This window comes from Mesorhizobium sp. M0862 (assembly GCF_040319795.1).
Taxonomy (GTDB): domain Bacteria; phylum Pseudomonadota; class Alphaproteobacteria; order Rhizobiales; family Rhizobiaceae; genus Mesorhizobium.
In genome coordinates this window covers 1-17,281 of sequence record NZ_JAMYOJ010000024.1, presented here as the reverse complement: position 1 = coordinate 17,281, position 17,281 = coordinate 1, and the positions used below count along the sequence as shown (strand labels likewise).

The following is a 17,281-nucleotide window of genomic DNA, read 5'->3' as shown; positions in this document are numbered from 1 at the left end:
AACGCTGCAGAATTCTGTGCCGCTGCATCCTTCGATCAAGATCACGGAATGGCAACTGTGTTCATGCGAATGCTTTTTTATCGCGAATGATGGCGTTGAGGACGACGAGAAGCTTTCTTGCGACGGCGATGATGGCGAGTTTCTTGGAACCTGAGCGGGCTGCGATGGCGGTGTAGAAAGTTCTGAAGCGCTCACAAGCCCGGATGGCGCCGAGCGCTGCCATGTAGAGTGCGCGACGTACGCGTGATCGACCACCCTGGATCTGGCTCCTGCGATTGAGCTTGCCGCTCTTGTTGTCGAAGGGAGCAAGGCCGGCGAGTGCCGCGATCGACTTGGGTGAGCGTTGGCCGAGCTCGGGCAGGTGCGCCAGCGAGAACGAAGTGATCTTGGAGACGCCGGGTACGGAGATCATCAGCGCGTTGTCGCGGGCCATGTCCTCGGCTTGGGTAATGGCTTGGGCGATCTGCCCCTCGATACCCTTGATGCGGACATTGAAGGTAGCGATCAGCTCTTCGATTTCGGCGATGAACAATCGCGCCGAAGGCTTCGCTGCGCTGTTTCTTCAACGTTGCCCTGATCTCGACCATTGGTCGCGAAGGCGGGCAAGCGATTGAAGGTGTTCGCCTTCTTCGCGCGGTGCCGGCTCGGCTTCCGGGTGATAGCGGCGGCCATAGTCGCTCAGCATCCTGGCATCGAGACGGTCGGTCTTGGCGCGCCGTCTCGTCGACTTCGCATAGTGGTGGGTGTGCGCCGGATTGTGCCGCGAGAACGGCACGCCGGCCTTGGCCAGCGCATGACGCAGCAGGCGGTCATGAACCCCTGTCGCCTCCATGACGACGAAGTCTCGACTGGGATGCAGGCCTGCCACATAGGCAGCGATCGCATCGGCCTGATTGTCGATGCGATGGTATTGACCGCTTGCCTCATCAAAAAAAAAGTCCAACCACTGCTTTGAGATGTCGCAGCCGACATAGTTCTGCATTATCATGTCCACGCCTCTTCCTGTGGTGCGGGGTCTGCTTGGAACAGCCCCGTGCAACTGTTCAGGTTGATGGTTCACCGGTGGGAAGGGACCGAGCCATGCCACGGCCTGTCCTCAAAAAGGACGACCAGGATCCTGTCGGTCTCCTTCCCACCCCAAACATAGCATGGGAACAACACACAGGATCCTCGGGTCTGCGCGACGCTTTGAGTCGCTTCGCCCTAGGATGAACGAAGTGATGAGGGGCGCTCGCCCCTTACTTCCCAGCCGTGCTCACCGGCTCCAGCGTCTTCGGCGTCGTCAGCCGGCCATGTCCCGACACGGCATTGCCGGCATCCGGCGCCAGCCGCATGAATGACACGGACGCTGCCGCCGACACCGCCGCCACGATGAAGAAGGCGATGTGAAAGTCGGAGAGCACCAGCGGTCCGCCATGGATCGAAGTCGAGACTTCCAGAATGCCGCCGGCAAGCGCCACGCCGAGCGCGATCGATAGCTGCTGGAACACCGCCGCGATCGGCGTCGCCTTGCTGGTGTCTTCGGCCGACACCTCGGCATAGGAGAGCGCGTTGACGCCGGTGAAGAACATCGAGCGGATGAAGCCGCCGACCAGCAACATGGCCAGCATCAGCGCGTAAGGCGTGTCCGGCGTGAACAGCCCGTAGATGGCGATCGATGCGGCGGCGATCAGCGAGCCCCAGATCAGCACCCGGCGGAAGCCGGCGAGCCGGAAGATCAGAGCTGTGACGAACTTCATGCCGATGGCGCCGATGGCCGAGACGAAGGTGATCATGCCCGACTGGAAAGGCGTCAGCCCGAAGCCGATCTGGAACATCAGCGGCAGCAGGAAAGGCACCGCGCCGATGCCGATGCGAAACAGCGAACCGCCGAGCACGGAGGAGCGGAACACCTGGTTGCGGAACAGTTCCAGCGCCAGCAATGGATTTTGCGCCCTGCGCGCATGCAGGAGATAGAGCACGCCGGACACCAGCCCAACCGCCACGGTGATGAGGCCGGTCGCCGGCGGCAGATAGGGAAGGCTGACCACCGACAGGCCGAAGACGACGCCGGAGGCCGCCAGTCCGCTCAGCACGAAGCCGACGAAATCGAGCGGTGGCGTCTCCATCGAGTCGGTCTGCGGCAGGAAGCGCGTTGCCAGCCAGATGCCGATCAGGCCGATCGGCACGTTGATGAGGAAGATCCAGTGCCAGGTGAAATAGGTGGTGATGAAGCCGCCGATCGGTGGGCCGACAAGCGGCCCGACCAGTGCCGGCACCGTCAGCCATGACATGGCGGCAACCAGCTCGCTTTTCGGCGTCGCGCGCACCAGCACCAGGCGGCCGACCGGCGTCATCATGGCGCCGCCTATGCCTTGCAGGAAGCGCGAGACGACGAAGGCCGGCAGCGAATTGGAGATGGCGCAGGCGACCGAGCCGACGATGAACACGCCAATCGCTGCGCGAAACACGTTCTTGGCGCCGAACCGGTCGGCCATCCAGCCGCTGATCGGAATGAAGATCGCCAGCGACACCAGATAGGCGGTCAGCGCCAGCTTGAGCGCGATCGGGCTGGTGTGGATGTCGACGGCAATCGCCGGCAGCGATGTCGCAATGACGGTCGAATCCATGTTTTCCATGAACAAGGCGACCGCCAGAATGAGCGGAATGATGCGGTTCAACGAACGCGTCCGAACTGGTCAAAATGTGCGTGCGGTCTGGGGGGCAAGCCGACACGAAAGGGCGGTTATCACGCCTTTACCCGTATGTCGCATTAATTTGCTGTCACTTTTGTGCGACCCGCGCCGTTGCGGCTCCGTGCTGCCAACCCGCAAAACCGGCTAAATCCTGTCGTCGCCCAGGTTTGAAGTCATCGGCCATGATTAGAATCGTAGATCGAGGTCATTTGCCATAGGGGCACGGAAGCATCTACGTGGACGATTTCACAGATGCGACCGGCGAACGCGCGGCCCCAAAACTGGCTCGCACGGCGATCGAGCAGGTCTGTTCCATGACCGCATCCTGTATTGGAACTGGCTTGGTCTGTACGGCCCGAGCCTATCAACGAAGGTGAGGCATTGGCGGAGGCGATCATTGCAACGGTCGAGCGGTTGAGCCGATAGCGATCATGCGTTGTTTGCCGAATGAGCCTACCTTATTTGGTAACGGAACAGATCACTGTAAACATCCCATAGCCACACTTATTCCCGCCATGCACCGATACTTTCGCAACCGCTTGGACCTCGCCTGCGAGCGATTGACACTGCTTTGCCGCCCACGCTTCAACACTCACGTCACAATAAAGGTATGCGCTGTGAGGTCCTCCGCAGTTTCTCTCATATTCACCCGTGCAAACCTGATACGTGACTGTCGTGGTAGTCGAGGGCGGTTTGGGGGGATCTTCAGCTTTCGGCGGCTGTGTCCTTTCTGGATCTGGATCGCCGGGCGTAAGGCTGAGCCAAACGACAGAGTCTGCGTCCGGATTCGACCAGACTTGGACATCGTTTACCAAGTATGTATTGGTAGACAAATATAAGGACCCTGTATAGTCGCGCTTGGGGTCGATCGTGTTAGTCAAACTTGGCGGAGCTTTCTGGTCGTTGGCCGTCCCTGTTGAGGCGTAGCCGACTATCACTTGGGGCAAATTCTTGCGAGGACGGACTACGTCCCCGATGCGTATGGGATAGGTTCGATCTGGGGACCCACTGTAGCTTGCAATGTTGACAAACGGGCCGACGGCCCAAACCTTCTTGCTCTTGTCCAAGTAACCAACGTAAGCCCATCCGCCCGAGCGCGCGCCCTCACCTATGAGCGGTTTGGTTGGGGGAAGGCTCATTGTTGCGACTATCGTTCCTATGCCTATTAAGAGCGCAAGAAACATAAAACCAATGAAATACTGGCGTTGCTGCTGCGCCTTCAACGCAAGCTGCTCAAGCACAATCTTGGCGCGATCGTTCGGCGGAATTTTTGCAAGATCGATACGAATGTATTCGGCAGCATCACTGGCGGCCGCTAAGCGGTCCTTTGCAGGGACAGCTAGAAGTTTCTTTTCCCGACTTTTCAACTTCTGTTGATATGCATAGGTAAGGGCGGCGACGATAAAGGCGATCAGCGTTAGCCCTGAGCCGACGTATTTGATTGCATCAAACAATGCCATAACAATGCCCCCGTGGCGTGCTCAACATGCTTATACAAATTGAAAAAGAAATAAAGCATCAGCATGCCACCGTGACCTCATTGGGCCTCATTCATCCCTGGGCTTGCAGACTTCAAGCAAATAGGCAGTGGCCGCTTCAAACCTTTCAAATCCTAGTTGCGCCAACTCGGCTTTCTGCTTCGGCGAGGTCCCTGGCATAATGCTCCTGACTTCAGCGAGCAGGGTTGCAATTTCTCGGAGCAGGACGATCTGACCAAAAGTGGCCTTCCGTCCAGGAAATTGCTCGAGGGCGTTACGGACGGCTTCAACGGAAGAACTAAAGGACTCAATCACATCGCCTATAAAAGCTGCTCGATCAAATGGGCCTCGCACGAGTTTTGACTCGCCTTGGCCGGTTCTTATTACTATTTGCTGTCTACTCCCCTGCGACACTAGGGTTGTGATGCCATCAAGAACCACTTTCAAGTGTTTGTCGTTTTCCGCCCAAACCATCATCTCAGTTTGCGTTCCGATGAATTTGGCTTGATTGCGTGCTTCCTCCGCCTGCTCCTTGGCTACCTGCCGGTTCTGTTCGAATTCGCGCCGAGTAAGCTGCAGCTCTCGGCGTTGCAGGGAAAGCTCTTGCGACTGAACCATCGTGGCTACGAACAGCCAAAGGAACGCCAATGGCGCGAAGATTCCGGCCAGCGCATCGGCGAGGTCGTGAAGCTCCATCGGCGCGCTGAACTTGACGAAATCGCTGGCCCCCACCGTCCAAGCGACTAAAGCGACGTAAAGGCCGGTGAACAAGAATCCGAGCTTCACCCAGCCAGACGTTTTTGCCGATTCTGCCGCCTCAGTTTGTGTCATTTGATCCCCCCTGCCTTGCTTGATCAGCTACCAGTTCTCTGCAGCCCGTGCTAGCTGTTCCAACTAGCCGACTAGACTCGCTCCCTATTAAATCGGATATACTTGGGTCCACAAAAAGTTGAAACAGATGGCTGCTCCATGAATAAGAAGAAAGACAACAATCATTTTATTTCAGAATTCCAGCTTCGGCATTTTCGTTCTGCTCCACCTCCTCGGAAGCCGGGCAAATATTTCGTTTGGGTCTACGATCAAAAAGAAGAACCTGATTGCAGGAATATAAAGAAGGTAGCGTCATCCCATCAATTTTATGGCAAAGAGGACGATCGACTGGAGGACGCTTTTGCGGTTAGCGAAAGCAAGAACGGCGCGATGTATGCCGCAATCCTTTCCGGTTCTAATCTGCCGGTCAAATTTGAACATGAAATGGGAAATTTGTTTTGGCTGCTGGCTTTTCGTACTCGCGCAATGAGGGATCGAATGCGCAGTGGCATCCACAAGACGGCCAGTTTGATGGCCGATACGGCTCTGGGTGTTGACGCTGCCGGTTATCTAACCAGAAATATCGATCTGAAAGTTGGCGAAGCAATAGCGGAAGCGCTACCGCAACAGACTCCAGAGCAAAATGAAATCCTAAAAAAATATATTCTGGAAAATATAGATCGGAACCAGTTGGGCGGTGTTATGCAAATGATGTTCCAGGCGTTTGCGGCTCATGTTAACACAGACACGTTCGATAATAGCCACAACACGAGCTTGCAAAGATTCCTTGACTCAGGTGGGGTGTGTCCCGAACCCAGAAGGCCGGAATCTTGGGCTATCGTTCAAAATCCTGATAAGAATTTTGTGTTAGGTGACGCCGGCGTTTTCTGCGTAGATCGAGAAAAAAAGATCTCCACTTTTGTCGGCGCCTCAAACGACTGGCGAGAGGCTTATCTTCCAATAAGTCCATCGTTGGCGGTTGTTGGAATGCGAGGGATAGCTGTCCCTACGATGACCCCGGAAGAGATCGTAACGGCTTCGATATCGACTTCCGGACGACAGTTCTATGCAGACGTTTTCTCGGCTGCTCTCGCTGATCGTGCCTTGAAGGAAATCAATAGCGCAGGTGAATTGATTGGCGACGCAGATGTGGCTGAAATAACAACTAGTGTGTGGCAGGAAAAATAAATCGCCAGGTGTGATGTTCGCCGTGACGAGATCGCTCAGATTCGTTGTGAAGCGATTTTTCCTCGGTGCCTTAAGTCAGTTTCCCGTCACACCTTTGACTTCCGCCAGCCGGCCCACCACGCTTCCCATTGAGAGCAGAACCAGCGCTCGCCCTTTGCCGAGTTGACGACCGTCTCGTTGTAATATCGCTGCCCTGGCATGTGGTAGATGCGTTCGCCAGTCACGGCGCTGATATTGCCGTTGATGTTGCAACCGGCCGGGGCAAGCGCCCTGGAATCCCCCTGCCGATGCACGGTCGGAAGGGGATGCTGTTCGCTCTGCGGCATGAAATAGCTGGCAGCGGCAACACCGCACAACAGGACCGGGATTAGCGCCCGCTGTTCCAGCAACGAGCGTCTATGCCTTCGTAGGCCGAGAAGCCGTGTGACGGTGGAGCCCCATAACCCTTTCCCCACGGGCAGAATGCGACTAACGGGGATCGAAGTCCACTGCTTCGCGCCTACCATACGGGTGGGGTTCATTCATCACAGCGGGGCGCAGACTTAAGCTGCGCGCGCACCGTCCTGCCCAAGCCTGAAGCCCCATTGATACGGAGTAGTGCCGAGTGGAGCTTCGTAGGGCCTTGGGACTGTGGGAACGACGTCGGGCTTCAACGACTGGAATCCATCGACATAGCCGTCTTCGAATGTCTTCTTGGGATAAGCTGGAACGTCCTTCATAATCGTCATTTTGGCGTGTACCTCGCTAAGCGGCGCCTGCCTAAGGGGACATAGGCGCGCCATCGAAACCCTGCAACCATGTGTTTGGCGAATTTTGCGGTCCGGAACGGCGACCCGGTCAAGCAGCCCGCCGGAGCCTGTGAAGAGATCGATCATTCGCCCGGGTCCAGCGGTTTGTGCCACCACCATTTGATGAAGCGGGCAAAAGCGATCACGCCGGCAACGACGCCGAACGCGCTTGCGGTCAGGGTGAGCACCTGGCCTAGGTCGAGGGTGATTATCATGGGAGCGCTCCTTTCAAGACAGATCTCGCCATTGAGAAAAGTTCTAAAAGGAACTGCTAAGATAGACGCTGAGCCCTTACGACATGTCAACAGGGAAACTGCCGTGATACCCGGCTACAATAATCAAACCCCGTCATGCACAGGCACGAACTGCTCCGAAACCACTCCGGCCGAACGAGCTGAACGAACTCGCATGAACAGACGCCAATTGCTTCGATCACGTTTCCGTTACTGCGGCAGAGCGCGAGACACGTTTATCGCAAACATATACTCAGGCGCATTTGCTAGGCTTTGCGCGCCGGTAGGGCACAGTTCATAATGCCGGGCCATAAGTTACGGCGACCGGCGAGGGGCGGCGGGCACATAAGGCGGCAGGGGGGCGGCGATACCCTTCGAGACCGTCGGCGAGGCCAGGGGTTCGCCCTGCGCGATAGGCGAGGTCGTAGGAGGATGGATGGCATTCGGGTCACGCTGGCCAGCTTTAATGCGCTGACTTAACACGGCGTTCCGGGGCAACCCCAACACTTTGCGGTGACATGCAATCACCGGCTTTTCATCGGCGCCGCGACGTGTTACCAGCCAGCGCCAATCCTGAAAGGGAAGAAACGAGTCGGCGCTGTCCATTTCGGTCCAGCGCTTTTTTGTATTCCCCCAGCGCTTTTCGTATCCGAGGACTGGCCATGGCAAAAATCATCGAAACGTCCACCGGCGCGCTGGCGCTGACCTTTGACGACGTGCTGTTGCAGCCCGGTCATTCCGAGGTCATGCCCGGTGAGACCGACATCCGCACCCGCATCGCCACCGACATCGACCTCAACGTGCCGATCCTGTCGGCCGCCATGGACACCGTCACCGAGGCGCGGCTCGCCATCGCCATGGCGCAGGCCGGCGGCATCGGCGTCATCCACCGCAATTTCTCGCCGGCCGAACAGGCCGAGCAGGTGCGTCAGGTCAAGAAGTTCGAATCGGGCATGGTCATCAATCCGGTCACCATCGGCCCCGACGCCACGCTCGCCGACGCGCTGGCGCTGATGCGCACCTATTCCATCTCGGGCATTCCGGTGGTCGAGAATGGCGGCACCGGCGGCCAGAAGATCGGCCGCCTGGTCGGCATCCTGACCAACCGTGACGTGCGCTTCGCCTCCGATCCGGGGCAGAAAGTCTACGAATTGATGACCCGTGAGAACCTGATCACGGTCAAGGAGAATGTCGACCAGGACGAGGCCAAGCGGCTGCTGCACCAGCACCGCATCGAAAAGCTCGTCGTCGTGGACAAGCAAGGCAATTGCGTCGGCCTGATCACCGTCAAGGACATCGAGAAGTCGCAGCTCAACCCGCACGCCACCAAGGATGCGCAGGGGCGCCTGCGGGCGGCGGCCGCCACCAGCGTCGGCGATGACGGCTTCGAGCGCGCCGAGCGGTTGATCGATGCCGGTGTCGACCTCCTGGTCATCGACACCGCGCATGGCCATTCGCAGCGCGTGCTCGATGCGGTGACGCGGGCCAAGAAGCTTTCCAATTCCGTCCGCATCCTGGCCGGCAACGTCGCCACCGCCGAAGGCACGCAGGCGCTGATCGACGCCGGCGCCGATGCCGTCAAGGTCGGCATCGGCCCGGGCTCGATCTGCACCACGCGCATCGTCGCCGGCGTCGGCGTGCCGCAGCTTTCGGCGATCATGTCGGCGGTCGAGACGGCGCATAGATCAGGCGTGTCGGTCATCGCCGACGGCGGCATCAAATATTCGGGTGACCTGGCCAAGGCGCTTGCCGCCGGCGCCAGTGCGGCCATGATCGGTTCGCTGCTGGCCGGCACCGACGAAAGCCCGGGCGAGGTCTATCTGCATCAGGGCCGCTCCTTCAAGGCCTATCGCGGCATGGGCTCTGTCGGCGCCATGGCGCGCGGCTCGGCCGATCGCTACTTCCAGGCCGAGGTTCGCGACACGCTGAAACTGGTCCCGGAAGGCATTGAAGGGCAGGTGCCCTACAAGGGACCTGTGTCTGGCGTGCTGCACCAGCTTGCGGGCGGGCTAAAAGCCGCTATGGGTTATGTCGGTGGCCGCGACCTTGCCGATTTTCGCGAACGCGCCACCTTTGTGCGCATATCCAACGCCGGACTTCGTGAAAGCCACGCCCATGACGTCACGATTACCCGCGAAAGCCCGAACTATCCTGGCGGAGCCTGACCGGCAGCCAGAGCGGTACATGCTCTGGCGCCACCAGGCGACGATCGTGCTGCGGCTGGCGCGCCATGCCGGCGCGCTGTGCTTTGCCGCCGCGGCGGTTTTCATGACCATGACGCTGCTGGAATTCTTCTATTTCCGCCGGCTGAGCGGCGGCCTGCCGTCGCTCGACGTGCGCCTTGGCGGGTTCACGCCCGACGAGGGCATGGCCTGGCTGACGGCACTCGGCCGACGCGGCAGTGAGATCATCCTGGTCTGGCACTATTTGACTTTCGACCTTCTCTTCCCGGCGCTGCTGTCGCTGACCATGGTCAGCCTGATCCTGGCAACCGGGCGGCGGCTGAAGAATTTTCGTGCCATGCCGGTGCAGCTTCAGGCGCTGTTCGCGCTGGTCATCGTGCTGCCTTACACATGCGCCGACTACGCCCAGAACATTGCGGTGGCGCGGCTTCTGTCCGATGCGCTGTCGGCCAACCCGGATTCTCTGTCTTTCGCCTCGTCGCTGATCGTCACCAAATTCGCGCTGCTGGCGATCCCCGTCATCGTCATCGCGTTTTTGATCCTTGCCGCCCAGCGGCGTCCACAGGCATGAACGACAGAGCAGGGGCAACGCCATGAGCCAGACCGCGATTTTCTGGCCGATGCTGGCGCAGGTGTTGCTCGTCTATATCGTCTATGTCGTGATGGGCCGGCGCCGCTACGGCGCGGTCAAATCGGGCGAGGCCAAGGTCGGTCAATACAAGGTGCGCACGACCGAGCCCGGGTCGAGCGTCACGGTTGCCAACAATCTCATCAACCAGTTCGAACTGCCGGTGCTGTTCTATGTGCTGTGTCTGGCGCTGCACGCGACCAATGGCGTCAATTATCTGACCCTGGCCTTGATGTGGATTTTCGTGATTTCCCGCTATGGCCACGCCTGGGTCCACCTCACCAGCAACAATCTGCGGTTTCGCAGCTGCGCCTTCTACGTCGGCGCGATCATTCTCTTGCTGGCATGGATCTGGTTCGCGCTACACCTGCTCGGAGCGGTGTAGGGCAGTTGTTTACCCTCCCCCTTGTGGGGAGGGTCGCTCCGCGGAGCGGAGCGGGGTGGGGGTCTACAAATCGAACACCGCGATCTTGCGCTTGTCGAACTTGATGCCGATTTCGCCGCGCACCAGCTTCAGCGCGGCTTCGCCGAACACCGTACGCCGCCATCCCTGCAGCGCCGGCACGTCTGCGGCTTCGCCTTCGGCGGCGATGCGGTCGATGTCGTCGCTGGACGCCAGCACTTTCGAGGCGACGCCTTCCTTCTCGGCGACGATCCGCAACAGCACTTTCAACAGCTCGGAGGCGGCATTGGAGCCCTCGGGCGGCTGAAAGCTCTTGGGCAGCTTCGGCATTTCTTCGCGGGGCAAAGCGAGCGCCGTGTTGACCGCGCCGAGCAGCGCCGTTGCCGTCGATGACCGTTCCCAGCCTTTCGGCGTGGTGCGCAGCTTGCCAAGGGCTGCCGCATCGCGCGGCGCCTGCTGGGCGACCTCGTATATGGCGTCGTCCTTGAGCACCCGGCCGCGCGGCACGTCACGCTCGCGCGCCTCGCGTTCGCGCCATGCCGCCACCGTCTGCACGATCGCCAGCTCCTGCGGCTTGCGCAGCCGCATCTTCAGCCGCTTCCAGGCATCCTCGGGGTGCGGATCGTAGGTCTCGCGCGAAGTCAGCACCTCCATTTCCTCGTTCAGCCAATGGGCGCGGTTTTCCCGCTCCAGTTCGGCGCTGAGGTGCTTGTAGACGTCGATCAGATGGGTGACGTCGGCCAGCGCATAATCGAGCTGCTTGTCCGACAGCGGCCGGTGGCGCCAGTCGGTGAAACGCGAGGATTTGTCGAGCCGTGCGCCGGTGATGCGCTGCACCAGCTGATCGTAGGAGACGCTGTCGCCGAAGCCGCAGACCATGGCCGCGACCTGGGTGTCGAACACCGGATGCGGCACCAGATCGCCGAGATGGACGATGATTTCAATGTCCTGGCGCGCGGCATGGAAAACCTTGACCACCGCTTCATTGGCCATCAGCCGGAAGAACGGGGCGAGGTTGATGTCGGGCGCCAGCGGGTCGATCAGCGCGGTGACGCCTGGCGCCGCCATCTGGATCAGGCACAGAATCGGCCAGAATGTCGTTTCGCGGATGAATTCGGTGTCGACGGTGACGAAATCCGACTTTTCAAAAGCGGCGAGAACGGACTCGAGCTCATTTTGGGTGGTGATGACGTGCATCAAATCGCTTTTTAGTAACGGGTAAGGTTCTCTTTCAATTTCAGCCATGGGCGCTTTCGTCAAGCCGCCCTTCGGTCAAGTATCAGCCGATCCGTCGGAATCGCCATTCCTGCGCGCCAGCCGCGCGAAGACGGTTGATGTGCGCAGCAGCGCCGTGAAGCGGCTGCGCTTGCCCGCCGGCACGCTGCCGCGCACCTGCATGCGGTAGAGAATGACGGCGATGAGGGTGGCGTAGACGACTGCGCTGAAGACAAACAGGGCGCCCGGTCCGAAATGTTGCATCACTGCGGACGCCGCGAAGGGGCCACCAATGGCGCCGAAGGAATAGAACAGCATCAAGGCGGCGTTGATCAGCACGAACTCGCCCTTGTCGGCGCGGTCGTTGGAATGCGCCGCCGACAGCGAATAGAGCGGCATGGCGAAGCTGCCGAAGATGAAGACGATAATCAAATTGAGGGTCGGATCGGCGCCGGCGACGAAGACCAGCGCCAGCGCGGCGAACATGGCGCCGCATGTCGTGGCCAAAAGCACCGCGCGCCGATCCCAGCGGTCGGAGAGGTAGCCCAGCGGATACTGGATGAGGGCGCCGCCGAAGATGCCGACGCTGACGAAGGTGACGACATCGGCCACCGACATGCCGATCTGCTCGGCATAGACTGGCGACAGCGTGCGGAACGCGCTGTTGGTGACGCCGACGCAGATGCAGCCGAAGCAGCCGAGCGGCGAAATCCGCCAGACGCGGGCGAGATCGAGCTTGACGTCTTCCGGCGGCGTCGGGTTGGAGCGGTCGCCGAGCGACACCGGAACCAGCGACAGCGTGATCATCATCGACATGATGGCGAAGATGGCAAAGCCGCCGGGGCCGAAGATCGGGATCAGGAACTGCGCGCCGGTTACCGAGCCGATATCGACCATGCGGTAGACGGCGAGCACCCGCGCACGATCCTTGTTTTCGACGCCGGAGTTCAGCCAGGCTTCCATGACGGTGAACAGGCCGGCAAAACAGAAACCGCCGGCAAAGCGCACCGCGCACCACATCACCGGATCGATCACCAGCACCAGGAGCAGCGTACTGGCAGCGGCGATGGCGGCGAGCGCTGAAAACGTCCGGACATGGCCGACTGCCTTGAGGATACGGGTGACGGCCAGGCACCCCAACAGGAAGCCGGCGAAATAGAACGTGCCCATCAGGCCGATGTCGGAGGCCGAAAACCCTTCCTGCGCGCCGCGCAACGCGATCAGCGTGCCCTGCAGCCCGTTGCCGCCAAGCAGGATGCCGGCGGCGATGAGGAGCGGGATCAGCGGGCGGATGGAGGACATACGGAACCGTTGCTTAGGTGGCTCCACAGTTCTGAACCATCGGTGTGGCCAATGCCAGTGGCTTGTCCCGCCGCCAACAGGTGTGTGGCTTCAAGTGCGGCCGTTCAAGCTCCGTCGGCCCTCGCCAAAGCTTCGCTCGCCGGCGCAGGCTCGCCCCGGGCAGCCCTTCGGCCAAGCGAGCCGGCGGTCAGCAGGCTGAGCATGATGAACGGGATGCCGATACCGAAGGCCGAGCGGATGCCCCAATGGTCGGAGACGAAACCGAGCAGCGGCGGGCCGAGCAGGAAGGCGACGAAGGAAATCTGCGACAGCGCCGCGACATTGATCGTCGCGGAGCGGTCCGTCCGCTGGGCTGCCGCCGAGATCGCCAGCGGAAAGAGCACGCTGCTGCCGATGCCAAGTAGCGCAAAGCCCAGCATCGATACGAGCGGGGCAGGCGAGAAGAAGACGAGCAGCACGCCCACCGCCATCGTCGCCAGCAGCACCCGCGCCACGACGCTCGGCGAGTGGCGGTCGACAAAGGAGTCGGCAAAGAAGCGCGTGCTCGCTTGCGAGAATGCAAACAGCGCCACGGTGAAGCCGGCGACGAAAGGGCCCGCATCGAACACGGTGCGCATGTAGATTGCCGACCAGTCGATGCTGGCGCCTTCCATCAGCATCGCCGACAGTGTCACCGCGACGAGGACGAGGATCGGCAGCGTCGGCCGCGCCAGCCTTGGCGCCGTCTCGTCATTGCCAGCGAAGCGGCTCGGCGCCGGTTCGTAACCGCCGAGAAACAGCGCGATTCCTGTCGCCACCATCGGTACGACAATCGCCAGGTGCAGTTGCGGCGAAATGCCGAGATGCGCAAGCGCGGCGCCGAACAGGCCGGCGCCGAAAAAGCCGATGCTCCAGAACGAATGCGCCCGGTTCATGATCCGGCGCTTGAGCAGGAATTCGGTTCTATCGGCCTCGACATTGAGAATGATCTCGACGCTGCCGATCATCAGGCCGACCGGAAACAGCATCAGGAACAGCGCAAGCGGCCCAGGCGCATGCACGGCAATGGCAAAGACAACCGACAAAAGCGGCACCAGCCCGAGCAGCGCGCGGCGGAAGCCGATGCGCTCCAGGATCGGCGCCGCCAGCGTCAGCGCGGTCAAGGTGCCGATCGGCGTCCCGATCAGGCTTAGCCCGAGCGTGCCGTCCCCGATGCCCATGGCGTGCTTGATGTCGGGCAGCCGCGGGAAGATTTGGCCCATGGCGAACGAATAGATCGCAAAGCCGGCGTAGACCCGGTGTTGCGGAGCGAGGCGGAGGCCAAAGGTCATGACGATGCTTTCGGGGAAGAGAGTCGACGGTTGTCACTGTTTGATATGCCTACATCTTGCACAAACATGCAAATCGTGCAAGAACGTGCATGGAAAAAAACGGGATCATGCAATGCTGACCGATGAGCGGCATCAAATTATTCGCGATCGCCTGGCCGTCGAGGGAAGGGTGCTGGCCGGCGAGCTGGCAGGCCGCTTCGGCGTTTCGGAAGACACGGTTCGGCGCGACCTCAGGGAGTTGGCCAAGGCCGGGCAGTGCCGCCGCGTCTATGGCGGCGCGGTCGCGGCCGCACCCTTCGCGGCCACGCCGGTCGGCCTGCGCGCCGGCCATGCGGTCGAAGAAAAGACGCGGCTGGCCCGCGCGACCGCGGCACTGCTTTCGCGCGGACAGACCCTGTTCATCGACAGCGGCTCGACCAATGCCGCGGTCGCCAGGGCCATCCCGCGCGACATCGATCTGACCGTCGCCACCAATTCGCTCGAAATTGCCTCCGTCCTGTCAGACCACGCTTTGGTCGAACTGATTGTGCTGGGCGGGCGGTTCGACCGCCATCTCGGCGCCTGCGTCGGCGCCGACACGCTTGCCGCTGTCGCGCAACTTGGCGCGGACCTGTTTGTTCTCGGATCCTGCGGCCTCGATGCGTCGCGCGGCGTCACGGCCTTCGATTCGGCTGAGGCCGAGGTAAAGCGGGCGATGGCCAAGAACAGCGCAGGCATCGTCATCGCTGTAACCAACGACAAGCTAGCCACAGCCGCACCCTACCGGGTCGCCAGGCCAGAGGCGATCCGCCACCTCGTGGTCGAAAAGACCGCGCCGGCCGCGATCCTCGCCGACTTCGAACGCCAGGGCGCCGAAATCCACTTCGCTTGAACAATGGGCCTGCGCCCGATCGCCCGGCTTGCCTTGACAAATCCGGCCTCCCATGCGCTTTTCGCGCAAATTTTGGACCGTGCTTTGATGCTCGGGCCACAACCCAGCACCCCGGAATTTTGACATGACAATGCATCGTTACCGCAGCCACACCTGTGCCCAGTTGAGAAAGAGCGATGTCGGCTCTTCGGTTCGCCTGTCGGGCTGGGTGCATCGCGTGCGCGATCATGGCGGCCTGCTGTTCATCGATCTGCGCGACCATTACGGCCTGACCCAGATCGTCGCCGATCCGGATTCGCCCGCCTTCAAGGTGGCCGAGACGCTGCGTGGCGAATGGGTGATCCGCGTCGACGGCGAGGTCAAGGCGCGCCTGCCGGACACCACCAACGCCAACCTGCCGACCGGCGAGATCGAGATTTTTGCGCGCGAGATCGAGGTGCTGTCGGCAGCCAAGGAATTGCCGCTGCCGGTGTTCGGCGAGCCCGACTATCCCGAAGACATCCGCCTGAAGTACCGTTTCCTGGACCTGCGCCGCGAGACGCTGCACAGGAACATCGTGGCGCGCACGAAAATCATCGCCGAGATGCGCAAGCGTATGACCGATGTCGGCTTCACCGAATTCTCGACGCCGATCCTGACGGCCTCGTCGCCGGAAGGTGCGCGCGACTTCCTGGTGCCGTCGCGCATCCATCCCGGCACCTTTTACGCGCTGCCGCAGGCGCCGCAGCAGTACAAGCAGCTGATCATGGTTTCGGGCTTCGACCGCTATTTCCAGATCGCGCCCTGCTTCCGCGACGAGGACCCGCGCGCCGACCGTCTGCCCGGCGAATTCTACCAACTCGACCTCGAAATGAGCTTCGTCGAGCAGGACGACGTGCTGTCGACCATGGAACCGGTGATGCGGGGCGTCTTCGAGACTTTCGCCAACGGCAAGCCGGTGACGCAGACATTCCAGCGCATCCCGTACGATGTCGCGATGCGCAAATACGGCTCCGACAAGCCGGACCTGCGCAACCCGATCGAGATGCAGGCCGTCTCCGACCATTTCCGCGATTCCGGCTTCAAGGTCTTCGCCAACATCCTGGCCAACGATCCGAAGGCCGAAGTATGGGGCATTCCGGCCAAGACCGGCGGCAGCCGCGCCTTCTGCGACCGCATGAACTCGTGGGCGCAGGGCGAGGGCCAGCCGGGACTGGGTTACATCTTCTGGCGCAAGGAAGGCGACAAGCTTGAAGGCGCCGGTCCGCTGGCCAAGAACATCGGCGAGGAGCGCACCGAGGCGATCCGTCAGCAGCTCGGCCTTGCCGATGGCGACGCCGCCTTCTTCGTCGCCGGCGATCCGAAGAAGTTCGTCACCTTCGCCGGTGCCGCGCGTACGCGTGCCGGCGAAGAACTGAACCTTGTCGACCGCGAGCGCTTCGAATTGTGCTGGATCGTCGACTTCCCGTTCTTCGAATGGAGCGAGGAGGAGAAGAAGATCGACTTCGCCCACAACCCGTTCTCGATGCCGCAAGGCGGTATCGACGCGCTCAACGGCGACGACCTGCTCGGCATCAAGGCCTTCCAGTACGACATGGTCTGCAACGGCTTCGAGATCGCCTCTGGCGGTATCCGCAACCATTTGCCGGAAACCATGGTCAAGGCGTTCGAGACGGTTGGCCTCGACCGCGCCACGGTGGAAGAACGCTTTGGTGGCCTTTACCGCGCCTTCCAGTATGGCGCCCCGCCGCATGGCGGCATGGCGGCCGGCGTCGACCGTGTCGTCATGCTGCTGGTCGGCGCCAAGAACCTGCGAGAGATCACCATGTTCCCGATGAACCAGCAGGCCTACGATTTGTTGATGAACGCGCCTTCGGAAGCCTCGCCGCAGCAGTTGCGTGATCTGTCGCTGCGTGTCGCGGCAGTGAAGAAGGACTGACGGCAGCGTTGAAGCTGCCCTTTCTCCCCGTCTCTATACGGGGAGAAATGTCCGGCAGGACAATGAGGGGCAGCACGCATGCAGGCGATTGGCGAACGGCCTTAGCAGTTGGCGCCTTCTGACAATCGGTTCAGCATCGAACTACAATTTGCAGGCGTTGGCGCCGCCCCTCATCCGCCTGCCGGTGTCCAGCCGATAGATGGGTAACACTTTGAACCGGATACATAGGTGACACTTCTCTCCCCCTATGCGTCCGCCGCAGCGCCAAGCGGATTGGTT

At 60.9% G+C, this 17,281-nt stretch carries 17 protein-coding genes; 6 read left to right on the top strand and 11 right to left on the bottom strand.

Features of this window, described 5'->3' with window-relative positions; all coding sequences use genetic code 11:
* Nucleotides 1-61: 61 nt before the first annotated feature.
* The 5 genes from NKI15_RS27000 to NKI15_RS26980 all read right to left on the bottom strand — a co-directional run bounded on the left by NKI15_RS27000 (nt 62) and on the right by NKI15_RS26980 (nt 4,984).
* Nucleotides 62-532, bottom strand: a complete 471-nt coding sequence (locus NKI15_RS27000; protein ID WP_023709514.1) for an IS110 family transposase — start codon at nt 530-532, stop codon at nt 62-64.
* A 30-nt stretch (nt 533-562) separates the two neighbouring features.
* Nucleotides 563-988, bottom strand: a complete 426-nt coding sequence (locus tag NKI15_RS26995) for an IS110 family transposase (protein ID WP_352887564.1) — start codon at nt 986-988, stop codon at nt 563-565.
* A gap of 250 nt (nt 989-1,238) precedes the next feature.
* Nucleotides 1,239-2,660 carry an MFS transporter gene (locus NKI15_RS26990; RefSeq protein ID WP_023708778.1) on the bottom strand — a complete coding sequence of 474 codons (1,422 nt, stop codon included), beginning with the start codon at nt 2,658-2,660 and terminating at the stop codon, nt 1,239-1,241.
* A 473-nt stretch (nt 2,661-3,133) separates the two neighbouring features.
* Nucleotides 3,134-4,135: a hypothetical protein gene (locus tag NKI15_RS26985; protein ID WP_023705809.1), complete on the bottom strand. Its 1,002-nt coding sequence runs from the start codon at nt 4,133-4,135 to the stop codon at nt 3,134-3,136.
* Between the two features lie 87 nt (nt 4,136-4,222).
* Nucleotides 4,223-4,984, bottom strand: coding sequence for a hypothetical protein (locus NKI15_RS26980; RefSeq protein WP_023724339.1), 762 nt, complete (start codon nt 4,982-4,984; stop codon nt 4,223-4,225).
* A 138-nt stretch (nt 4,985-5,122) separates the two neighbouring features.
* On the opposite strand from NKI15_RS26980, the gene NKI15_RS26975 reads away from it, so the two are divergent.
* The gene (locus NKI15_RS26975; protein WP_352515432.1) at nt 5,123-6,151 is read left to right on the top strand and encodes a DUF4238 domain-containing protein; all 1,029 of its coding nucleotides are present in this window, start codon (nt 5,123-5,125) and stop codon (nt 6,149-6,151) included.
* Nucleotides 6,152-6,237: 86 nt separating this feature from the next.
* Here the strand turns inward: NKI15_RS26975 and NKI15_RS26970 are convergent, their stop codons facing one another.
* From NKI15_RS26970 to NKI15_RS26960, 3 genes are all read right to left on the bottom strand, one after another.
* Nucleotides 6,238-6,477 carry a sunset domain-containing protein gene (locus NKI15_RS26970; RefSeq protein WP_348524497.1) on the bottom strand — a complete coding sequence of 80 codons (240 nt, stop codon included), beginning with the start codon at nt 6,475-6,477 and terminating at the stop codon, nt 6,238-6,240.
* Nucleotides 6,478-6,693: 216 nt separating this feature from the next.
* A complete protein-coding gene (locus tag NKI15_RS26965) occupies nt 6,694-7,026 on the bottom strand; it encodes a hypothetical protein (protein WP_023705813.1) in 333 nt (110 codons plus the stop codon).
* Entirely contained in the window at nt 7,023-7,154 is a 132-nt protein-coding gene (locus NKI15_RS26960; protein ID WP_023705814.1) for a hypothetical protein, read from the bottom strand. The genes NKI15_RS26965 and NKI15_RS26960 overlap by 4 nt, the downstream gene beginning before the upstream one ends.
* A 680-nt stretch (nt 7,155-7,834) precedes the next feature.
* Here NKI15_RS26960 and guaB point away from each other — a divergent pair.
* The 3 genes from guaB to NKI15_RS26945 are packed head-to-tail and all read left to right on the top strand — an operon-like array spanning nt 7,835 to nt 10,368.
* Entirely contained in the window at nt 7,835-9,337 is a 1,503-nt protein-coding gene (gene guaB / locus NKI15_RS26955; RefSeq protein WP_023709518.1) for an IMP dehydrogenase, read from the top strand.
* A gap of 19 nt (nt 9,338-9,356) precedes the next feature.
* Nucleotides 9,357-9,926: a hypothetical protein gene (locus tag NKI15_RS26950; RefSeq protein ID WP_352515430.1), complete on the top strand. Its 570-nt coding sequence runs from the start codon at nt 9,357-9,359 to the stop codon at nt 9,924-9,926.
* Nucleotides 9,927-9,948: 22 nt separating this feature from the next.
* Entirely contained in the window at nt 9,949-10,368 is a 420-nt protein-coding gene (locus NKI15_RS26945; RefSeq protein WP_023708784.1) for an MAPEG family protein, read from the top strand.
* A gap of 63 nt (nt 10,369-10,431) precedes the next feature.
* Here NKI15_RS26945 and rnd read toward each other — a convergent pair whose 3' ends face one another.
* The 3 genes from rnd to NKI15_RS26930 all read right to left on the bottom strand — a co-directional run bounded on the left by rnd (nt 10,432) and on the right by NKI15_RS26930 (nt 14,213).
* Nucleotides 10,432-11,583, bottom strand: coding sequence for a ribonuclease D (rnd, locus tag NKI15_RS26940; protein WP_023708785.1), 1,152 nt, complete (start codon nt 11,581-11,583; stop codon nt 10,432-10,434).
* A gap of 75 nt (nt 11,584-11,658) precedes the next feature.
* Nucleotides 11,659-12,903: an MFS transporter gene (locus NKI15_RS26935; protein ID WP_023673030.1), complete on the bottom strand. Its 1,245-nt coding sequence runs from the start codon at nt 12,901-12,903 to the stop codon at nt 11,659-11,661.
* A 104-nt stretch (nt 12,904-13,007) separates the two neighbouring features.
* Nucleotides 13,008-14,213, bottom strand: coding sequence for an MFS transporter (locus NKI15_RS26930; protein WP_023708787.1), 1,206 nt, complete (start codon nt 14,211-14,213; stop codon nt 13,008-13,010).
* A 112-nt stretch (nt 14,214-14,325) separates the two neighbouring features.
* Between NKI15_RS26930 and NKI15_RS26925 the strand changes: the two genes are divergently transcribed.
* Nucleotides 14,326-15,084 (top strand): DeoR/GlpR family DNA-binding transcription regulator, encoded by a 759-nt coding sequence (locus tag NKI15_RS26925; protein ID WP_023708788.1) that lies wholly within the window; start codon nt 14,326-14,328, stop codon nt 15,082-15,084.
* Nucleotides 15,085-15,214: 130 nt separating this feature from the next.
* Complete coding sequence (gene aspS, locus NKI15_RS26920; protein WP_023682421.1) at nt 15,215-17,002, top strand: aspartate--tRNA ligase; 1,788 nt, start codon at nt 15,215-15,217, stop codon at nt 17,000-17,002.
* Nucleotides 17,003-17,281 lie beyond the last annotated feature (279 nt).

Bases quoted from the DNA above. Each gene is read 5' to 3' on its own strand.
- NKI15_RS26995 (WP_352887564.1), bottom strand. From the start codon at position 988: ATGATAATGCAGAACTATGTCGGCTGCGACATCTCAAAGCAGTGGTTG.
- NKI15_RS26930 (WP_023708787.1), bottom strand. From the start codon at position 14,213: ATGACCTTTGGCCTCCGCCTCGCTCCGCAACACCGGGTCTACGCCGGC.
- NKI15_RS26985 (WP_023705809.1), bottom strand. From the start codon at position 4,135: ATGGCATTGTTTGATGCAATCAAATACGTCGGCTCAGGGCTAACGCTG.
- NKI15_RS26925 (WP_023708788.1), top strand. From the start codon at position 14,326: ATGCTGACCGATGAGCGGCATCAAATTATTCGCGATCGCCTGGCCGTC.
- NKI15_RS26935 (WP_023673030.1), bottom strand. From the start codon at position 12,903: ATGTCCTCCATCCGCCCGCTGATCCCGCTCCTCATCGCCGCCGGCATC.
- aspS (WP_023682421.1), top strand. From the start codon at position 15,215: ATGCATCGTTACCGCAGCCACACCTGTGCCCAGTTGAGAAAGAGCGAT.
- NKI15_RS26960 (WP_023705814.1), bottom strand. From the start codon at position 7,154: ATGATAATCACCCTCGACCTAGGCCAGGTGCTCACCCTGACCGCAAGC.
- NKI15_RS26975 (WP_352515432.1), top strand. From the start codon at position 5,123: ATGAATAAGAAGAAAGACAACAATCATTTTATTTCAGAATTCCAGCTT.
- NKI15_RS26945 (WP_023708784.1), top strand. From the start codon at position 9,949: ATGAGCCAGACCGCGATTTTCTGGCCGATGCTGGCGCAGGTGTTGCTC.
- NKI15_RS26970 (WP_348524497.1), bottom strand. From the start codon at position 6,477: ATGCCGCAGAGCGAACAGCATCCCCTTCCGACCGTGCATCGGCAGGGG.
- guaB (WP_023709518.1), top strand. From the start codon at position 7,835: ATGGCAAAAATCATCGAAACGTCCACCGGCGCGCTGGCGCTGACCTTT.
- rnd (WP_023708785.1), bottom strand. From the start codon at position 11,583: ATGCACGTCATCACCACCCAAAATGAGCTCGAGTCCGTTCTCGCCGCT.
- NKI15_RS26965 (WP_023705813.1), bottom strand. From the start codon at position 7,026: ATGATCGATCTCTTCACAGGCTCCGGCGGGCTGCTTGACCGGGTCGCC.
- NKI15_RS26980 (WP_023724339.1), bottom strand. From the start codon at position 4,984: ATGACACAAACTGAGGCGGCAGAATCGGCAAAAACGTCTGGCTGGGTG.
- NKI15_RS26950 (WP_352515430.1), top strand. From the start codon at position 9,357: ATGCTCTGGCGCCACCAGGCGACGATCGTGCTGCGGCTGGCGCGCCAT.